General features: G+C 50.7%; 11 protein-coding genes. 2 read left to right on the top strand and 9 right to left on the bottom strand.

Annotation, left to right across the window (positions count from 1 at the left end; translation table 11 throughout):
* The first annotated feature begins 77 nt into the window (after nucleotides 1-77).
* Nucleotides 78-1,364 (top strand): UDP-N-acetylmuramoyl-tripeptide--D-alanyl-D-alanine ligase, encoded by a 1,287-nt coding sequence (locus tag ABD843_RS05700; RefSeq protein ID WP_345079844.1) that lies wholly within the window; start codon nucleotides 78-80, stop codon nucleotides 1,362-1,364.
* 8 nt (nucleotides 1,365-1,372) lie between these two features.
* On the opposite strand, the gene ABD843_RS05695 is transcribed toward ABD843_RS05700, so the two are convergent.
* The 9 genes from ABD843_RS05695 to rsmA form a co-directional block, all read right to left on the bottom strand.
* Nucleotides 1,373-1,717, bottom strand: coding sequence for a cell division protein ZapA (locus ABD843_RS05695; RefSeq protein WP_345079841.1), 345 nt, complete (start codon nucleotides 1,715-1,717; stop codon nucleotides 1,373-1,375).
* Nucleotides 1,718-1,726: 9 nt separating this feature from the next.
* Nucleotides 1,727-2,452: a lipoprotein signal peptidase gene (locus ABD843_RS05690; protein ID WP_345079838.1), complete on the bottom strand. Its 726-nt coding sequence runs from the start codon at nucleotides 2,450-2,452 to the stop codon at nucleotides 1,727-1,729.
* Between the two features lie 99 nt (nucleotides 2,453-2,551).
* Complete coding sequence (locus ABD843_RS05685) at nucleotides 2,552-2,950, bottom strand: HIT family protein (protein ID WP_345079835.1); 399 nt, start codon at nucleotides 2,948-2,950, stop codon at nucleotides 2,552-2,554.
* 3 nt (nucleotides 2,951-2,953) lie between these two features.
* Nucleotides 2,954-3,427, bottom strand: a complete 474-nt coding sequence (gene greA, locus ABD843_RS05680; protein ID WP_345079832.1) for a transcription elongation factor GreA — start codon at nucleotides 3,425-3,427, stop codon at nucleotides 2,954-2,956.
* An 87-nt stretch (nucleotides 3,428-3,514) separates the two neighbouring features.
* Complete coding sequence (locus ABD843_RS05675) at nucleotides 3,515-4,603, bottom strand: PorV/PorQ family protein (protein WP_345079829.1); 1,089 nt, start codon at nucleotides 4,601-4,603, stop codon at nucleotides 3,515-3,517.
* A 64-nt stretch (nucleotides 4,604-4,667) separates the two neighbouring features.
* Complete coding sequence (locus ABD843_RS05670) at nucleotides 4,668-8,693, bottom strand: hypothetical protein (protein WP_345079826.1); 4,026 nt, start codon at nucleotides 8,691-8,693, stop codon at nucleotides 4,668-4,670.
* Nucleotides 8,694-8,751: 58 nt separating this feature from the next.
* Nucleotides 8,752-12,570 carry a carboxypeptidase regulatory-like domain-containing protein gene (locus ABD843_RS05665; RefSeq protein WP_345079823.1) on the bottom strand — a complete coding sequence of 1,273 codons (3,819 nt, stop codon included), beginning with the start codon at nucleotides 12,568-12,570 and terminating at the stop codon, nucleotides 8,752-8,754.
* Nucleotides 12,571-12,789: 219 nt separating this feature from the next.
* Nucleotides 12,790-13,740 (bottom strand): NAD(P)-dependent oxidoreductase, encoded by a 951-nt coding sequence (locus ABD843_RS05660; protein ID WP_345079818.1) that lies wholly within the window; start codon nucleotides 13,738-13,740, stop codon nucleotides 12,790-12,792.
* Entirely contained in the window at nucleotides 13,727-14,485 is a 759-nt protein-coding gene (rsmA, locus tag ABD843_RS05655) for a 16S rRNA (adenine(1518)-N(6)/adenine(1519)-N(6))-dimethyltransferase RsmA (RefSeq protein ID WP_345079815.1), read from the bottom strand. Before rsmA ends, ABD843_RS05660 begins: the two co-directional genes overlap by 14 nt.
* Before the next feature lie 120 nt (nucleotides 14,486-14,605).
* On the opposite strand from rsmA, the gene ABD843_RS05650 reads away from it, so the two are divergent.
* Nucleotides 14,606-16,036, top strand: coding sequence for a leucyl aminopeptidase family protein (locus ABD843_RS05650; RefSeq protein ID WP_345079811.1), 1,431 nt, complete (start codon nucleotides 14,606-14,608; stop codon nucleotides 16,034-16,036).
* The last annotated feature ends 13 nt before the right edge of the window (nucleotides 16,037-16,049 follow it).

Raw genomic sequence — 16,049 nt, 5'->3', positions numbered from 1 at the left:
TTTATAACAACAATATTCTCAGATCCCCTTTCAGAACGAAAGGGGATCTTTATTTTTACACACCATATCCTTCTGTCATGTCCATAACCGAGTTATACGATATTTTCCTGCGCCATCCCATCATACTCACCGATACGCGTAAGATACGCCCGGGTGGTATCTTCTTTGCACTGAAGGGTGCCAGCTTCAATGGCAATACCTTTGCCGCTGCAGCACTGGATGCCGGCGCTGCATATGCCGTAGTAGACGAGCAGGAATATGCCAAAGATGAGCGTTGTATACTGGTAGCCGATGCTCTGGCCACCCTACAGCAACTGGCAAGGCACCACCGCCGGCAGTTCAATATACCGGTCATAGCCATCACAGGCTCTAACGGCAAGACCACCACCAAAGAGCTTGTTACTGCCGTGCTGCGGCAACAGTATACCACCTATGCCACCACCGGTAATCTCAACAACCACATAGGCGTTCCCCTTACCCTGCTGCAGATACAGAAAGATGCACAGGTGGCCGTAGTGGAAATGGGCGCCAATCACCAGAAGGAAATAGAAAGTTACTGCCTCGTAGCAGAGCCTACACATGGTATCATCACCAATTGCGGCAAGGCGCACATAGAGGGTTTTGGCGGCGAAGAAGGCGTGCGTAAAGGCAAGGGCGAGCTATACGACTACCTGCGCACACATAATGGCACCGTCTTTCGCAATACCGATATGGAATACCTGCAGCAAATGGCCGCAGGTGTGGTGCAGCAGGTCACCTATGGCGCCGGTAATGCTACCTATACCGGTAGCCCGGTAATGAAAGATGTCTTCCTTAGCGTAGTATTCTCCCATACGGGTACCGATGTACGGATAGATACCCACCTGGTAGGCGCTTACAATTTCCCCAATGTATTGACGGCCATTGCTGTAGGCCTGCATTTCGGTATAGCCCCCACTGCCATCAAGGCCGCTATAGAGGCATACATGCCCGATAACAGCCGCTCTCAGTGGATACAGAAGGGTACCAACAAGGTGATACTGGATGCCTACAATGCCAACCCATCCAGCATGCAGGCCGCTATAACCAATTTCGCTGCTTCGCCCCTTAATAACAGGATACTATGGATAGGAGCAATGAAGGAGATGGGCCCTGCCGAGGCCGATGAACACCGCGCGCTTGTGACCCTTATAAATAGCTACGAATGGAAAGATGTGATACTGGTAGGTAAGGAGTTCAGTGGCCTGCAGAATGGCCTCAGGTGGTTCGCAGACAGTACCGAGGCCGCAGCCTATGTGCGGGCTCACCAGCCGCAGGATAGCGCTATACTCATCAAGGGTTCGCGTGGTTCGCGTATGGAGGTAATGGCCGATGCACTGGTATGATGTAGCGTTTACTCTTCTTCCTTCCCCGAGTTGCGCAGTGCCCTGTCTATCTTGTTGCTTAGTTTCTTTATCTCATCCTGCAGTACCGGATCGCTGAACACATGTATGGCACTGTCTGTAGCATAGCTCAGCAGGCACATAGCTATAAAATCCTGGTCGTCCTTGCCTGCATAGTGGGTACGCAGCTCTGTTATCTTCTGATCGGCCAGTCTTATCGCCTTACGCACTTCTGATTCCTCGCCCGGCTCTATGCGTATGCGGTAGCTGCGGCCAGCAAGCCATACGGTAATGGGTAGCATGCCTTCTTCCGGCTGTTCCTGCGATGGCGATGATGGCTTATCCTGCGATATCATAGGTCTAATTTACGACGATACCGTGGCATTCGTATCATTATTGGTGGCCACTGCATCCTGCTGCGGCATACCCGTATGGTGCATCAGCTTTTTCTGGAACAGCAGCAGCGTGATGATACCTATCGATATAGCTGCATCGGCCAGGTTGAACACCGGCTCGAAGAAGACAAAATTACGCCCTCCCCAGAAAGGCACCCAGCGGGGTAGTGTGGTCTCTATGATGGGGAAATAGAACATATCTACCACCCTGCCCTGCAGGAACGACCCATATCCCTTGCCGAACTGTGTGAAGTGTGCTACGGCCTCCCTGTTGTGGTTCTGCAGCAGGTGCTGCATGCTGTCGTAGTTGCCCGAGAAACAGGAATAAGGACTTTCGCTGAAGATAAGGCCGTAGAACATGCTATCCAGCAGGTTGCCCATGGCGCCGGCCAGTATCAGCGCGCCACATATCAGCATACCGCGCCCATACCCCTTTTCTATCAGCCTTTTCAGCAGGTAGAAGCCAAATATCACGGCCACCAGCCTGAAGGACGACAATACTATCTTACCTATAGGCGATTCGCTCAGCTTCATGCCGTAGGCCATACCTTCATTCTCTATGAAGTGCAGCCTGAACCAGTCGCCTATGACCCGCACATCATCGCCGTTAGCAAAGTGTGTCTTTATCCAGATCTTCGATACCTGGTCTGCGACCACTATCAGCAATACTATCAATAAGGCGTTACGATATTTCAATCTTAAAAATTTGCTATAGGTGACCGGGCAAATATACTATACAAACGCACACCACCGGGTAAATGAAAGGAAGGTGCAATTACAATTAACATTCCTCATTTATTGTGCCATGGCCTCAAGAAGCCTGCGCTGCACGTCTTTTAGCTCATCCGGCGACAGCTTCAGTTTCGCGCGGGTAAAGTTCAGGTCGTCGGCAGAGTCTATAGGCACCAGGTGCATATGCGCATGCGGTACTTCCAGCCCTATCACACTTATACCACACCTGTTGCAGGCAAATGCCTTTTCTATAGCACGCGCTATAGGCTTTGCAAATACCAGCCATTTGGCAAGCAACTCGTCACTTACATCAAAGATCTTGTCTACTTCGGTCTTAGGCACTACCAGTACATGTCCCTCGCGTATGGGGAATATATCCAGGAAGGCAAAGAAGTCTTCGTTCTCTGCGATTCTATAAGAGGGTATCTCTCCGGCTATGATCTTAGAAAAAATGGTAGGCATAGCTTAGATAGTTATGCTTTCTATACGGAATTTGAATGTACCGCTGGGCGCCTGCACCTCGGCCACCTCACCCACCTGCTTGCCCAGCAGGCCCTTGCCTATCGGCGATGTAGACGATATCTTCCCCAGCTTCAGATCGGCCTCTTTTTCCGAAACTATCTGGTATACCACGGTCTTCTTATTGCCCATATTCGTCACGGTCACCTTGCTCAGTATCGACACTTTACTGGTATCGATGTCCTTTGCATCTATTACGCGTGCCGATACTATGGCGCTTTCCAGCTGCGCGATCTTCGCCTCATGATGGCCCTGCGCTTCCTTGGCAGCATCATATTCGGCATTTTCCTTCAGGTCGCCCTTTTCCCTGGCCTCAGCTATCTGCCTGGCTATTTCGGCCCGGCCCGTCGTCTTCAGCTTGTTCAGCTCGTCCTTCATCTGGGCAAGTGTCTCTTTGGTCAGGTAATTCAGATCAGACATAATTCAACTTTTTTATTCGGTATAGAAAAAAAATACAACGCCTCTGCATAACAGAAGCGTTGCAATGGTAAAAATACAAAAATATAGTTAACGCGAAAAACGTATCGATATCATATGCACACCGTTCGCAGGGCGCTGCGTAGGGCGGTAAGAGTAATCTATGGCTACCAGCGGACCTTTGTTATCCTCACCAAAGCGCTTCTGCACTGTAGCGCCCGCAGCTATGCCGGAGTACATGGTAGTGGTCTTCTCCAGGTTACCTATACCTTTTTCGTAACGGTAAGCAGCACGCAGCAGGAACATATCCTTAAAACTGTATTCTGCACCTACACCCAGGTAGTCGTTATTGAAAGAGTTCGACTGGAAGTTGGCTATACCCGTCAGCTTATGCTTGGGCAGGCTGTCCTTTCCGGTTATATGATGCTCGTCCAGGTATATATCATAAGATATACCGAAGTTCAGGTATGTAGGCATACCGAATTTTTCGGTAGGATACTGCTGCGACACCACGAAAGACGGAGAGCTTTGCGGCTTGTCGGCATTCACAGAAAAACCGGTACCTGTAAAGCGCATGTTGCTGCCCAGGTTGCGCAGCGTGATACCGAAGTGGAAGTTATCCCTCTTACCGGTAACATACTGTATACCACCTTCAAAGGCCACGCCCAGCGCACCCACGTTGCCCACCTGCTCAGACACATAGGTGATGGCCGCACCTGCGTTCACATGCGATGAGAACTGCTTGGCATAGCCCAGCTGCAGGTTCAGGAACTGTGGGCGGAAAGTGCCGAAGCCTTCCGGCATGTTGTATTCGGTGCTCACTATCTCGCCAAAGTTCATAGACATAAGGTTGATACCTATGGCACCTGCCTCTCCTATCTTCTGGCCTACAGCTATGTTATTGATGTTGATACCGGTATTTGCGAGGTATTGTCCGCGCGATACACCTATATCCGTACCGCTCACGGCCGCCAGACCCGCTATATTGGTCTTCATGGCCTCTACACCCGTGATGTGTGGCGTATTGATACCGAAGACACCGGTAGTGCGCGCCCATGGATTGATAGATAGCTCGGGTGCACCTGCCTGGCCGGAACGGTCCTTATTACCTGCTACTGCACTCAGAGACATACCTACTGCAAGTATGGTAACAACTGATTTTATTGATCCTTGTTTCATAAGTAAGTTGAATGATTATTTATTGTTCCGGGCGGCGGATATCCGCCCGGAACTAAGATCTGTATTAATACTGGGTCACGTCTAGCGGGCGCAGCGAACCGAACCATTTGATCACCTTTTCCCCTATGCCCTCAGCTCTCACATGTATCAGGTACATGCCGCTGGCCACAGGCAGGCCTGCAGTGTTGCGTATATCCCAATCAAGGTACGGAACACCGGGATCGCTCTTCGACAGAGAACGCACCAGTATACCATCCAGTGTGTAGATGTTCACACTGGCCCTTGCAGGCAGGTTTATTATCCTGATCTTGGTATCGTAGCGGCTGCCTGCTTTCTCGTAGCCAGAGTAACCATAGTATGGGTTAGGCACGGCCAGTATCTTATCAAGTACTGTGTCCCTCTGCTGGTTGTCCACCAGGTCCGACTTGGCCATATCCTTCGTGCTGAAAGTATAGTATGGGTTTGTCCACTCACCTGCTTTCAGGTTGGTACCTGGCTTAGCGAACGCGCTATTAGAGTCTACTGCAGCATAAGACATATAAGGCCTGTCTACCCTGAACCTCAGCCTTGTGGTAGTAGGTATCAGACCCTCCTGCAGAGACAGGTACTTCACAAGTGGGTTACGCATTGGTATACCTGCCCATTGGAATGTAGAATAAGCTGTCCTCAGGAATGTATTGCTAGGTGTGGCCCTCTTCACATTGCTCACGAATTCTTTACAGCTATCGTATTTCGTTGTGAGAACGTATGTATAGTGCTTCCCGCCGAACTCTATAGAGTTATCGAAAGGATTGAAACCGTTGTTACCCTTAGGAGCAGCGGGGTTCCAGATCATATCGTCGCCCTGGTCAGAAGACAGGTAAGAGTCCTCACCGAATACAATGTTCAGCCTTTCGCCTGTGGTAGGGTTGACGGCATAACCGGGGAACCATGACATACCTTCATCATCAGCGCTCTCAGAGTAAACAGGTGAATTACCATCTCCACTTACTTCCAGGTTCCAGCCTTTGTGCTTGCGCAGGTAGAACTTCCTCCCCTTGTTCTCTGCAAGAGCTGTATCTTCCTGTGTCTCTATCACAGCGCACCTTGTCCATTTAGACTTGTCTTTGGTGAATACCAGGTCCACATCGGTCATAGACTTGATGTTGTTCAGGGTCTGCTTGTGCGCACCTATATGGTGACCGCACACTGCGAATGAGCCTGTACCCGACTGGAAGGTGCCACCGTCATACCAGTAAGCGGAGAGACCATAAGGGCCCCATGTCGACTTCATTGGCGTGAAGTCGGCGAACATAGATGCGAACTGGCCTTTCTCATCCACATAGTTGGTACCTATCGCGAAGTCATTGAAATAGCATGGGTTGGTAGACGATACAGAGTTGAAGTGGCTCACTGCACCAGACCTCAGCCAGTTAGCAAAGCTACTGTCGCTTTCGTCCTGTACGCCCCACAGCCAAGGCTGTTCAGGATTATTGAATTTTACATCAGAAGTTATATAGCCATTCTTGGTATTCTTTATCTTACTACCGGGATGTGCTACCTGCCTGATGTCTACAGATATACCGTATTTCTCCAGTATCTGCTCGTTAGGCGTACCGAGGTCACGCTCGCTGTATATCACATCAGCTACCGCTCCATCCTTATAACCTGTAAGTGTCCATGAACCCGAAGTTGCATCTATACCACCGGGTATAGCCGCTGCACCAACACCCAGTATCGTATTGGTACCGTGTATCTGCAGTACCCAATCCATTGCAGGTACTTTTACAGGGTCTACCACTTTCACGTCTATAGGAGAGAAGCCGGCCTGGTATGTAGGCTGGGCAACGGCGTTCTTGGTCAGCGCCTCTTCTTCCGAAGCCTCATCCAGCTTTACATCATTGCCACCGTTACCTGTACCCTGTATCCTCTTCACTATCACACCTGCGCCATAATCAGAATTTATCACATCGCCCATGGCTCCGTTGGCAGGGTTTGGCAGGGCCGTTACTACCTTTATCTCTGTACCACCTGCACCGTGCGAGCTGGCCAGGTAAGGAACATCCTGTGTATTTACGGTGTTCTTTGGATTGAAGCTGGCAAAGTTGTTATATGCATAAGCTATAGCTACGAAGTAGTAGTTGCGGTAGTTCACAAAACGCTTATCGTTGCCGGTAGCAAAGGCGTCCTGTGTCAGCTGGAAACTGTGTACTATGCCACTATCCCTGCCTTTTACTTTTATCTGTGCAGCATGTGTGGTATCGCTCACGCTTATGCTCTTCACATAGTTCACTATCTGCGAAATGCTGTCCGCGACATCGCACTGGAATACTTCCTTCGCTTTGCTCTCGTCCACTTCACCCGTATTGGGGTCGAATATTTCCGCAGCAGTAACCTGGCTGTTGGCCAGCTGGAACACGCGATAACCCTGGAACTTATAGAGAGAGTCGATGCTCACACCTTTCGATTTCACTACTACCTGGTGGTACAGCAGCGAATCGTTGTATTTACCATCGCTACGGCCGTAGTTCTCACCATAGTTATTGCTGCCATAGTCATTCACCATGTAGAATATCAGCTTCTTGTCCAGCTCACGCACCACAAGCCTTGGAGCCTCGGGGCCTTCTATGGTCTTGAAATTGTTATCGAACAGTGCCTGGGCACCGTCATCTATGTTCTTTATGGTCTTAAAGTTAGCAGAAGGACAACCGCCCTGGCCTGCAGCCCATACCGTACCGAAGGTGATATCGTTTATAGCACCGGGTATCAGCTGGAAGGGTCCGGAAGAGAACACAAAGCGACGGTCGCCGGGGTTGTTACCGCAGGCACACTCGGACCACTGTGTGTTATCCGAAGGATCGCCCCAGAACACATAATTCGAAACAGGACCGGCACCATAGCCTTTTGAAGGCACTGCGGGTCCGGTATAGTCATAAGAGAAACGCTGACCGTTCCTGATAGAACCTGTCATGTAGTAGTATATCTGTATACCGTTGGTAGGATTACCTATGATACTGGGGTCATTGTTGTAGTAAGTGAAGTTCGTCATCTTCAACTGTTCAATAGTATCCTTGCCATTGATCTTTATAGGACGCTTAGGGCCCTGGAAATAATCCAACGCTATCTGCGGAGGATTCAGACCATAGCTGTTAGCGGGGTTACCTGCTATCTGGCCGTCGTTATTGCTACCATTATAAAGGATACCCAAACCTCTTGCCGTATCGCAACCTATGAAGTCATCCATGTAGTAGCCAAGATCGGCATCGTCCCACACAGCTATGTAGGTACTGTCTATCGTCAGCGTACCACGGTTTATCACACGGTAGTTATAGAAAGTGGCATTGTTCAGGAAGTCCTGTGTAGCGTATGCAAAACCGCTGGTCTGCACCTCTATGCCCATAGCGGCGGTAAGAGACTGCTGTTTTACGTTACCCGCATCGTTGAACACCCACCATATGTACTGGTCGCCCTTTATATCGGGATATTCACCTTCTTCAGGCTGGTACCTGCCATCGCCATTCACGTCTATGAAGGGTGCGTATGTATTGACAGGGTTAAGGGTTATCTTGCCACCATTGCCCACTACGTTGTTGTTGCCAACGGCCGGCCATGTATTGATAACCTCATAATCCGAAGCCTTTATGTCGGCGCCTATCTTATAGGCCTGTTTGAACCTGTTGATGGTAGACCTGTCCACTTTCCAGAAATGGTCCCATACCTGACAGCTTTCCGAGGTTATCTTGCCCTGGTCGTCCAGCGCTCCCGGCCAGTAGTCGTTACCATCCTGGCGGTAGGTCTGTGCGGCTACCTTTAGCTGACCCTGCTTATCATAACCACCTATCCAGCAAGATGCAGCGAACTGTGAATGCCTGCCCGATCCCTTAGGTATCTCATAAGCAGCATTACCGGCACCATTGTTCCACCACATATCGCCACCGGTCATCAGGCGGGCGCGTACGTTATTGATATCAAGGTCTATAGACGATACCGAAGGTTGGCAACCCGAAGCAGTGGACTTCAGTTGCTGGGCTTTAGGGTCGCGTTTTCCTACGTTCTCTCGCGCGCTTACCCCACCGGTAATACCTAGCACCCCTGCTCCCAGCAGCACCATAGCGCGTAAAAACTGTATTTTATTTCTAAGCATCATAACCTATGATTATATATTATTATTAGAAGTTAAATTCAACTGCAAGCGATACTGTCCTTGCATAGTTCAGGAATGCAGGGTTGTTCATGTATATGGTATACAGGTCGTTGTAAGACTGAGGGCTGATCTGCTGAGGTACGAACTGCTGACCGAAAGAAGACACCAGGTAACCGTTGTCATCCGTACGGCCTGTGAAGCCGTGTACACCCAGTACTTCGCGTGTGTTCAGCAGGTTGTTTATCATCACTATACCTTTTACATACTTTACGCGCTTAGGCATCTTGCCTTCAGCAGCATCGCCTTTCCTGCCGAATTTCAGAGCGAAATCCTTGTCCAGGCGCAGGTCCATACCGAAGTGCCATGGCAGCCTTGCACCGTTCACGCCACCTACCACTGTCTGGCCAAGGGCGTCAGAGTACCTTGTATAAGGCTCACCGCTCCTCGTCCTCAGTATCAGGTTGGCGCCGGCGTTCTGCAGTATGTGGTTCTTACCTACTACAGGGCCTTCACCTTCATTGAACCTGAAGTCTGCGTTAGCAGCTATGATGTGCCTTGAATCCACATCCAGGAATGTTACATAACGCAGGTTAGGCAGACCTTCCTGTATCAGGTTGTTCAGCAGGCCACGGCCGCTGTTGTAGCTCGATCCTGTACCTTCTGCGAACTGCAGGGTATAAGATACCGTCATCTTCAGGTGGTTGGTAGCGCGCAGGTCATACAGCATGGTAGAACCCTTTGTTGTAGAGAAGTCGCGGTTGCCATAGGTCTGGTAAGTGTACGGATATGCATATACATATGGTACTATAGCTATCATGTCCTTACGCTCTTTGTAGAAAGCCGACAGGGTAAGGGCAGAGTGGTCGGTAAGTTTCTGCTGGAAACCTACTTCGTAGTCGAACGTCTTCTGAGACCTCAGGTTGGCGTTAGCTATCACACCTGTGGGCGCTGCGGCAGACAAGTTGAAGTAATCCCATGCAGTAGCATTACCCAGGCTGGTAGGATAAGGCCTCTGTGCATATATATCGTAGTGTGCATAGAAGTTGGCCACGTCAGATATAGGGAAAGAGAACTGTATACGAGGCATGATGGTGACCTGTGGCTGGTAGTCGGTGAAAGACAGGTTGGGGTTGAAGTTGCTGTCCGTCATCTTTATATCCTTGTACTGAGACTGGATGAAAGGCTGAGGGTCGCGGCCATCAGAATACTGCTTCAGCAGTGATGGGTCCTGTATCAGCTTGCCGGTAGGGTCGTACCAGTTGTTGCCATCGCGGTAACCGATGATGGTAGGATTAGATGAGTTGTTATCGTTCACATATACCACATAGTCGTTACCAATGTTAGATGGGTGAGCACCGCCATTTACAAAGTTCTGTGCACCAGACACCTGGCCTACAGTAGTAACAGGGTACAGAGAATAAGGGTCTCTCAGCACCTTCGTGTTGGCAGAGTAGCGGTCCACGCGGAAACCTATGTTGAAGTTGATATCCTTGTAGTTGAACCTGTCCTGTATATAACCTGCTATGTAGGTAGGAGCATATGCACCTATAGGACGTGTATATTCACCCCTTTCGTTCTTCTGTGTCCAGAAGTCGTTGAAGTTCACTGTACCTGTCTGCTTGGCACCTGTATAAGTATAACCATAGTAGCCTACGAATGAGTTACCGCTCAGGTTCAGCAGCTCGTCGGCAGAGAAAAGGTCAAGAGAGAAAGTGCTGGGGTCCAGGTTGTCTATGTTTATCATAGCATTATCGGCCACGCCCAGTTTCTTACGCAGGTTCTTGTCAAAAGAACTTGTACCTACGTTCTTCAGGTTGTAGTAGATAGTATCCATAGGGCCGGGGATGATGTTGGCAGGGTTGCCGGTAGCATTGTCTATGAAAGTACCCTGGCCTACTACGCCGCTCGATACATATGTATAATCCTTACCGTTCACACGGAAGATGGGATTCTGGTTATCCAGCCTCAGGTTCTGGTTGTCTACAGAGCTTACCAGGTTCCTCATCTGGTTCCATATAGACTGTGTACCACCCAGGTTGGCCTGTGCGGCATAAGACCTGATGATACGCTGCTGGTAGTACAGACCGAACTCGATAGCATGCCTTGTTTTGCCGGTGTTCAGGTCAAAAGAGGCATTCACGTCCAGTGCGTACTGGTCAGAGTTGAATGTCTGATAGTAAGTGGGTGATGAGCCGGGGCTGTTGAAAAGACCTACACCGTTGGCACTGTAGGTAGGACGTGGCTGGTCGCCGTTGGCCATACCGTTATTTGCCTGTATGGTCAGTATGTTCGCAGGTACATTACCTTCCAGCGAGTTGTAGTACTGTGTAGTATAGTTGGCCAGTACGGGGTTCAGTTCAGAGCGTGTGAAGTCGTAACCGTTAGAGGCCGAGCCCAACAGCACTATACCCTGCTTGCCGCTTATAGAGTCCGTATTGAAACCATATATATTGGTCCTGGGCCTGTCGGCGAACTTACCTACATAAGAGTATTTGAATATATCTTTCTTGAAGTTAGGGTCCTGACGACCGGTAGAGGTCCTCTGGAAGTCGGCCTGAACACTGTAGAACGCATTAGAAATGATGTTGTTACGGGCCGATGTATCGTTCATCTTACCGAACTTCTGTGTAAAGCGTATAAAACCACGGGTAGTGAGGTCCCTGCGGCTGAAAGTAGCCTCGGGGGCCATCAGGCTTCCCTGGCGGCTATATTCATCATCCACTACATAGTTCACCATACCGCCGCCTATCACGCGCAGGTTGTCTGCCACCTGGTAGTCCAGCTTGCCGTTAAAGCGCATTTCCTGTGTCCTGTTGCGGGGTTGTATCTTCCTCTGCTCCATATCCTTGAAGGTGATATAGTTAGAAGAGTAGTTATATACCCTCGCTCCGGTATTGTCCGATACTATCTGCAGTGGCCTCTCTTCCAGGTTCCTTTTCACATCGTCCTTCACTACCCACTGCTTGTCATAGGTAGGGTACCTGTTGTGGTCGTCATACCAGTCACCGCTCAGCGCAAAGCCCAGTACGGGTTTCTTTGTCACACTGTCTATCCTTTTCTTGTACAGAGGGCCTGCTACAGAGAAGTTCACCAGCCTGTTGTTGTAACCGTCTACCGACTGCTGTACACGCACACTACCCGATGTCTTCCTGGCCACACCCCTCGAAGTGATGCTCACCACACCACCCGATACGTCACCATATTTCGCAGGTATGCCCGATGTGATCACCTCCATCTGCTCTATCGCGTTCTGCGACATATTGATACCGGTATTGGCCTCTTCGCCTATGTTCTGTACCTGCACACCGTCTATTATGTACAGTGTACCTGTCTTACGGGCGCCGCCTATGCTGGTACCCTTACCACGCTGCGACTGGTATACACCCGGCGTAAGGCTGCCTATATCCGTTACCTCGGTAGTGGCCAGCGCCTTTATATCCTTGGCATCATAGGTGATACCTATACCATCCTTGTTGAAGGGGGGCTTTTTATAAGTGATGGTCACCGTACCCAGCGTTGTAGATGTAGCCGGTACCAGGGTCACGTTCTGGGTGGCCCTGCCGTTGCTCACCATTATACCTGTCACTTCGGTCTTTGCAAAACCGGTATACTGAACAGTAAGGTTGTATGTACCGGGATCGAGTGGTTTGATAAGGTAATTACCGTCGAAATCGGTAGCAGCACCACCCTTTACTATACCGCCCAGAGATACATTGACGATAGCGCCTATCACAGGTTGCTTCTTCTCATCCAGCACCGTTCCATAGATCTCTCCCTGGGCATACACAAATGCTGATAGGCCGATAAAGACAAAAAACAGCAGGTAACGTAGTTTACGTATCATATCCTATATTAATAAATTATTAGCAAATGAGGCGTAAAGATAAAAAAATCTGTTAAAGATCACATTTCCCAACATAATTATTTTCTTTTCACCCGTAGTTCCCAGATACTTTTTGTATACGCAAAAAACCATCTGGTCACACTATATAGACGAAAAATGATACCCCCATCTTGGGTATTTCTTAAAAAAAAGTTACGGTTGCGTTCTTTCTCTGTTATATCAGGCCTTTCCGGCTATTTTTTGCAGCAGTACATGGCTCATTTTGTAGAGGGCCTCGTGCGTATATCCCGCTATATGGGGGGTGAGGATCACGTTGGGCATGCGTATCATTGTACCGATGATATTGCGCAGTTCGCCCTGCGCTTTTGTTATCGGCTCCTGCTCAAAGACATCAAGGCAGGCCCCTATCACTTTGCCCGTCAGCAGGGCGTTGTGCAGCGCCGGGGTGTCCACCACCTGCCCGCGCGATGTATTTACCAGTATAAAAGGCTTTTGCATGGCGGCTATGAAGGCCTCGTTGCAGTAGTGTACGGTATCGGCCTGCAGCGGCACATGAAAGCTCACTATATCGGCCTCCCTGTATATATCGGCAATATCGGTACAGGCTTCCACCGGCGTGGGTACAGGTGCTGTACGGTATTTATCATAGGCCATTATCCGCACATCAAAGCCCCTCAGCTTTTTCGCGAATGCCTGCCCCGTATGCCCATATCCTATTATGCCCACGGTCTTGCCTTCCAGCTCTATGCCGCGGTTCTCGTCGCGCTTCCATACACCTGCCTGCATCTCGCACTGGGCCCATGTTATTCGCCGTACCAGCGCCAGCAGCATGCCCAGCGCATGTTCCCCCACGGCATTGCAGTTGCCCTCGGGGCTGCCATGGCAGGTTATGCCCTTTTGGGCGGCATAGGCCACATCTATCACCTCCATACCGCTGCCCATACGGCCTATCCAGCGCAGGCGGGGCGCGGCATCTATCAGTTCCCTGTCCAGCTGCAGCCGGGTCGATGTGATGATGCCCTCACAATCGCCCACCAGCCCCAAAGCCGTCGCCTGCGTTATCTGCTCCTGCATAACACACTGATAACCAATCTCTTTCAGCCCATCTATCAGCACATCATGTACCGGGGCCGCTATCAGCACTTTGGGCATATGATCAGGGCTGTACATATCTTCTATATAAGGTCACAAAGTCGGCTACAGACAGTTGCTCGGCACGCTTATCCATATACGGGTCTGTCAGCGCCTCGGCCGGCAACAGGCCCTTCAGGGCGTTGCGCAGGGTCTTGCGCCGCTGGTTGAAGGCCGTCTTCACCAGGTTTATGAATTTTCTCTTGTTGTCTATACCGTGCGGGTTCTGTATGTTGGTACACCGCAGTACACCGCTTTTCACCTTAGGCGGCGGGGTAAAGCAGTTCTCATGTACATCGAACAGGTATTCCACCGTGAAGAACGCCTGCATCAGTACGCTCAGTATGCCATACGTCTTCGATCCCGGCCCTGCGGCCACCCGCTGCGCCACCTCTTTCTGGAACATGCCTATTATCTCATCTACCTGCGGCTCCCATTCCAGCATACGAAAGAGTATAGGCGACGATATATTGTACGGAAAGTTCCCTATCACCGAAAAATGCCCCTCGAAAGGCACTTCGGCCTTTAGTATATCGGCCAGTATCACCTTGCCTGCTATGGCGGGGTAGGTCTTGTTCAGGTACACTACCTTTTCTTCGTCCACTTCTATGGCCTTGTAGTCCACATCGGGCCATTCCAGCAGGTACTTGGTTATGGCGCCGCCGCCGGGGCCTACTTCCAGCAGGCGCATGCCGGGGGTGCGTCGCACCTGCGCCACTATCTTCCGGCACATGTTCTCGTCATGCAGAAAGTGCTGTCCCAGGCTTTTCTTTAAAGTATACACTGCGCAAAAGTACGAACTTGGCCCCTGCATAGTACCTATAAGGCCGTATACCCTTTTTTACTTTTACTTTTTTACTTTTTCATCTTAACGTTACCTTCGCCCATTATACGCTTACACAGCATGGAGATCAAGATACAGCAAAAAGCCACTGCCTCCAGGGCATGGATACTAGATAGCGCAGATAAACTGAACGAGGTACAGGGCCTCTCTGCCGAAGAAAGCAAGTATGCGGCCGACAGCCTGGCCGCCGAGCAGACCTTCGTCACCATCAACAAGTATGGTGGCTACCAGTTCATTCTAATGGTGAAGCCCAAAAAGACCGCAGCGCAGACCGGCGATGCATTTCGCAAGGCCGGTGCCGACCTCCAGTCGGTATGCAATAAATACAAGATGGCAGAGGTAGCCATTGCCAACCTTTCTGCTACTGCCAATGCCGCCCTGCTGGTGGCCGAGGGTGCAGCACTGGCCTCTTACCAGTTCCTCAAGTACCGTACCGAGGCAAAGAAGCTCACCAACTCGCTGCTACGCATATTCATTGCCAAAGATTCTGCCACGCTCAAAGAGGTGACCCAACTGCAGGTCACTATCGATGCTATATACAAAGCACGCACCCTCGTGAACGAGCCTGTGAACTTCCTCTCGGCAGAGCAGTTATCGAAAGAGATAGGCGAGCTGGGCCGCGAGGCAGGCTTCAAGGTAACGGTGCTCAACAAGGCGCGCATAGTAAAGGAAAAGATGGGCGGCCTCCTGTCCGTGAACATGGGCAGCAAGCAGCCGCCTACATTTACCATTATGGAGTATGTGCCTAAAAAGGCGCTGAACAAAAAGCCCATAGTGCTGGTAGGCAAGGGCGTGGTATACGATACCGGCGGCCTGTCGCTGAAGCCCACCCCGAACTCTATGGACCGTATGAAGAGCGATATGAGCGGCGCAGCCGTGGTAAGCTGCAGCATGTATGCCATAGCGCGTATGCAGCTACCCCTGCACGTCATAGCCCTTGTACCCGCTACCGATAACCGCCCCGGAGAGGAAGCATATACCCCCGGCGATGTGATACGCATGTATAGCGGTGCCACGGTAGAGGTGCTGAACACCGATGCCGAGGGCCGCATGATACTGGCCGATGCCCTGCACTGGGCCAAGCGCTACAAGCCCGAGCTGGTCATTGATTTCGCTACGCTCACAGGCGCTGCCTCAGCAGCGGTGGGCGAGCATGGTATAGTGTGCATGGGCACTGCGGGCGATGATGTGAAACAGGCCCTGCGCACCAGTGGCGACAGGCAGTACGAGCGCCTGGTGGAGTTTCCCCTATGGGATGAGTATGGCGACCAGATACGCTCTGACGTAGCAGATATAAAGAACATAGGCGGCCCTACAGGCGGTGCCATGACGGCCGGCAAGTTCCTGCAGCACTTCACCGATTATCCGTGGATGCACTTCGATATAGCAGGCGTATCTTTCGCTACCGCAAAGAAAGGCTATGTGGCCTCAGGCGGCACGGGCTGCGGCATCCGCATGCTGCTAGACTTCCTTATGCACTATGGCAAATAATTGAATAACCTTA

Source organism: Nemorincola caseinilytica, from assembly GCF_039540515.1.
GTDB classification, from domain to species: Bacteria; Bacteroidota; Bacteroidia; order Chitinophagales; family Chitinophagaceae; genus Nemorincola; species Nemorincola caseinilytica.
The sequence above is the reverse complement of the archived record's forward strand: the minus strand, read 5'-3'. Positions and strand labels throughout refer to the sequence as shown.

Excerpts from the sequence above, each read along its gene's own strand:
- ABD843_RS05700 (WP_345079844.1), top strand. The coding sequence starts at position 78 with ATGTCCATAACCGAGTTATACGATATTTTCCTGCGCCATCCCATCATA.
- ABD843_RS05695 (WP_345079841.1), bottom strand. The coding sequence starts at position 1,717 with ATGATATCGCAGGATAAGCCATCATCGCCATCGCAGGAACAGCCGGAA.
- ABD843_RS05650 (WP_345079811.1), top strand. The coding sequence starts at position 14,606 with ATGGAGATCAAGATACAGCAAAAAGCCACTGCCTCCAGGGCATGGATA.
- ABD843_RS05660 (WP_345079818.1), bottom strand. The coding sequence starts at position 13,740 with ATGTACAGCCCTGATCATATGCCCAAAGTGCTGATAGCGGCCCCGGTA.
- ABD843_RS05665 (WP_345079823.1), bottom strand. The coding sequence starts at position 12,570 with ATGATACGTAAACTACGTTACCTGCTGTTTTTTGTCTTTATCGGCCTA.
- ABD843_RS05670 (WP_345079826.1), bottom strand. The coding sequence starts at position 8,693 with ATGGTGCTGCTGGGAGCAGGGGTGCTAGGTATTACCGGTGGGGTAAGC.
- ABD843_RS05685 (WP_345079835.1), bottom strand. The coding sequence starts at position 2,950 with ATGCCTACCATTTTTTCTAAGATCATAGCCGGAGAGATACCCTCTTAT.
- greA (WP_345079832.1), bottom strand. The coding sequence starts at position 3,427 with ATGTCTGATCTGAATTACCTGACCAAAGAGACACTTGCCCAGATGAAG.
- ABD843_RS05675 (WP_345079829.1), bottom strand. The coding sequence starts at position 4,603 with ATGAAACAAGGATCAATAAAATCAGTTGTTACCATACTTGCAGTAGGT.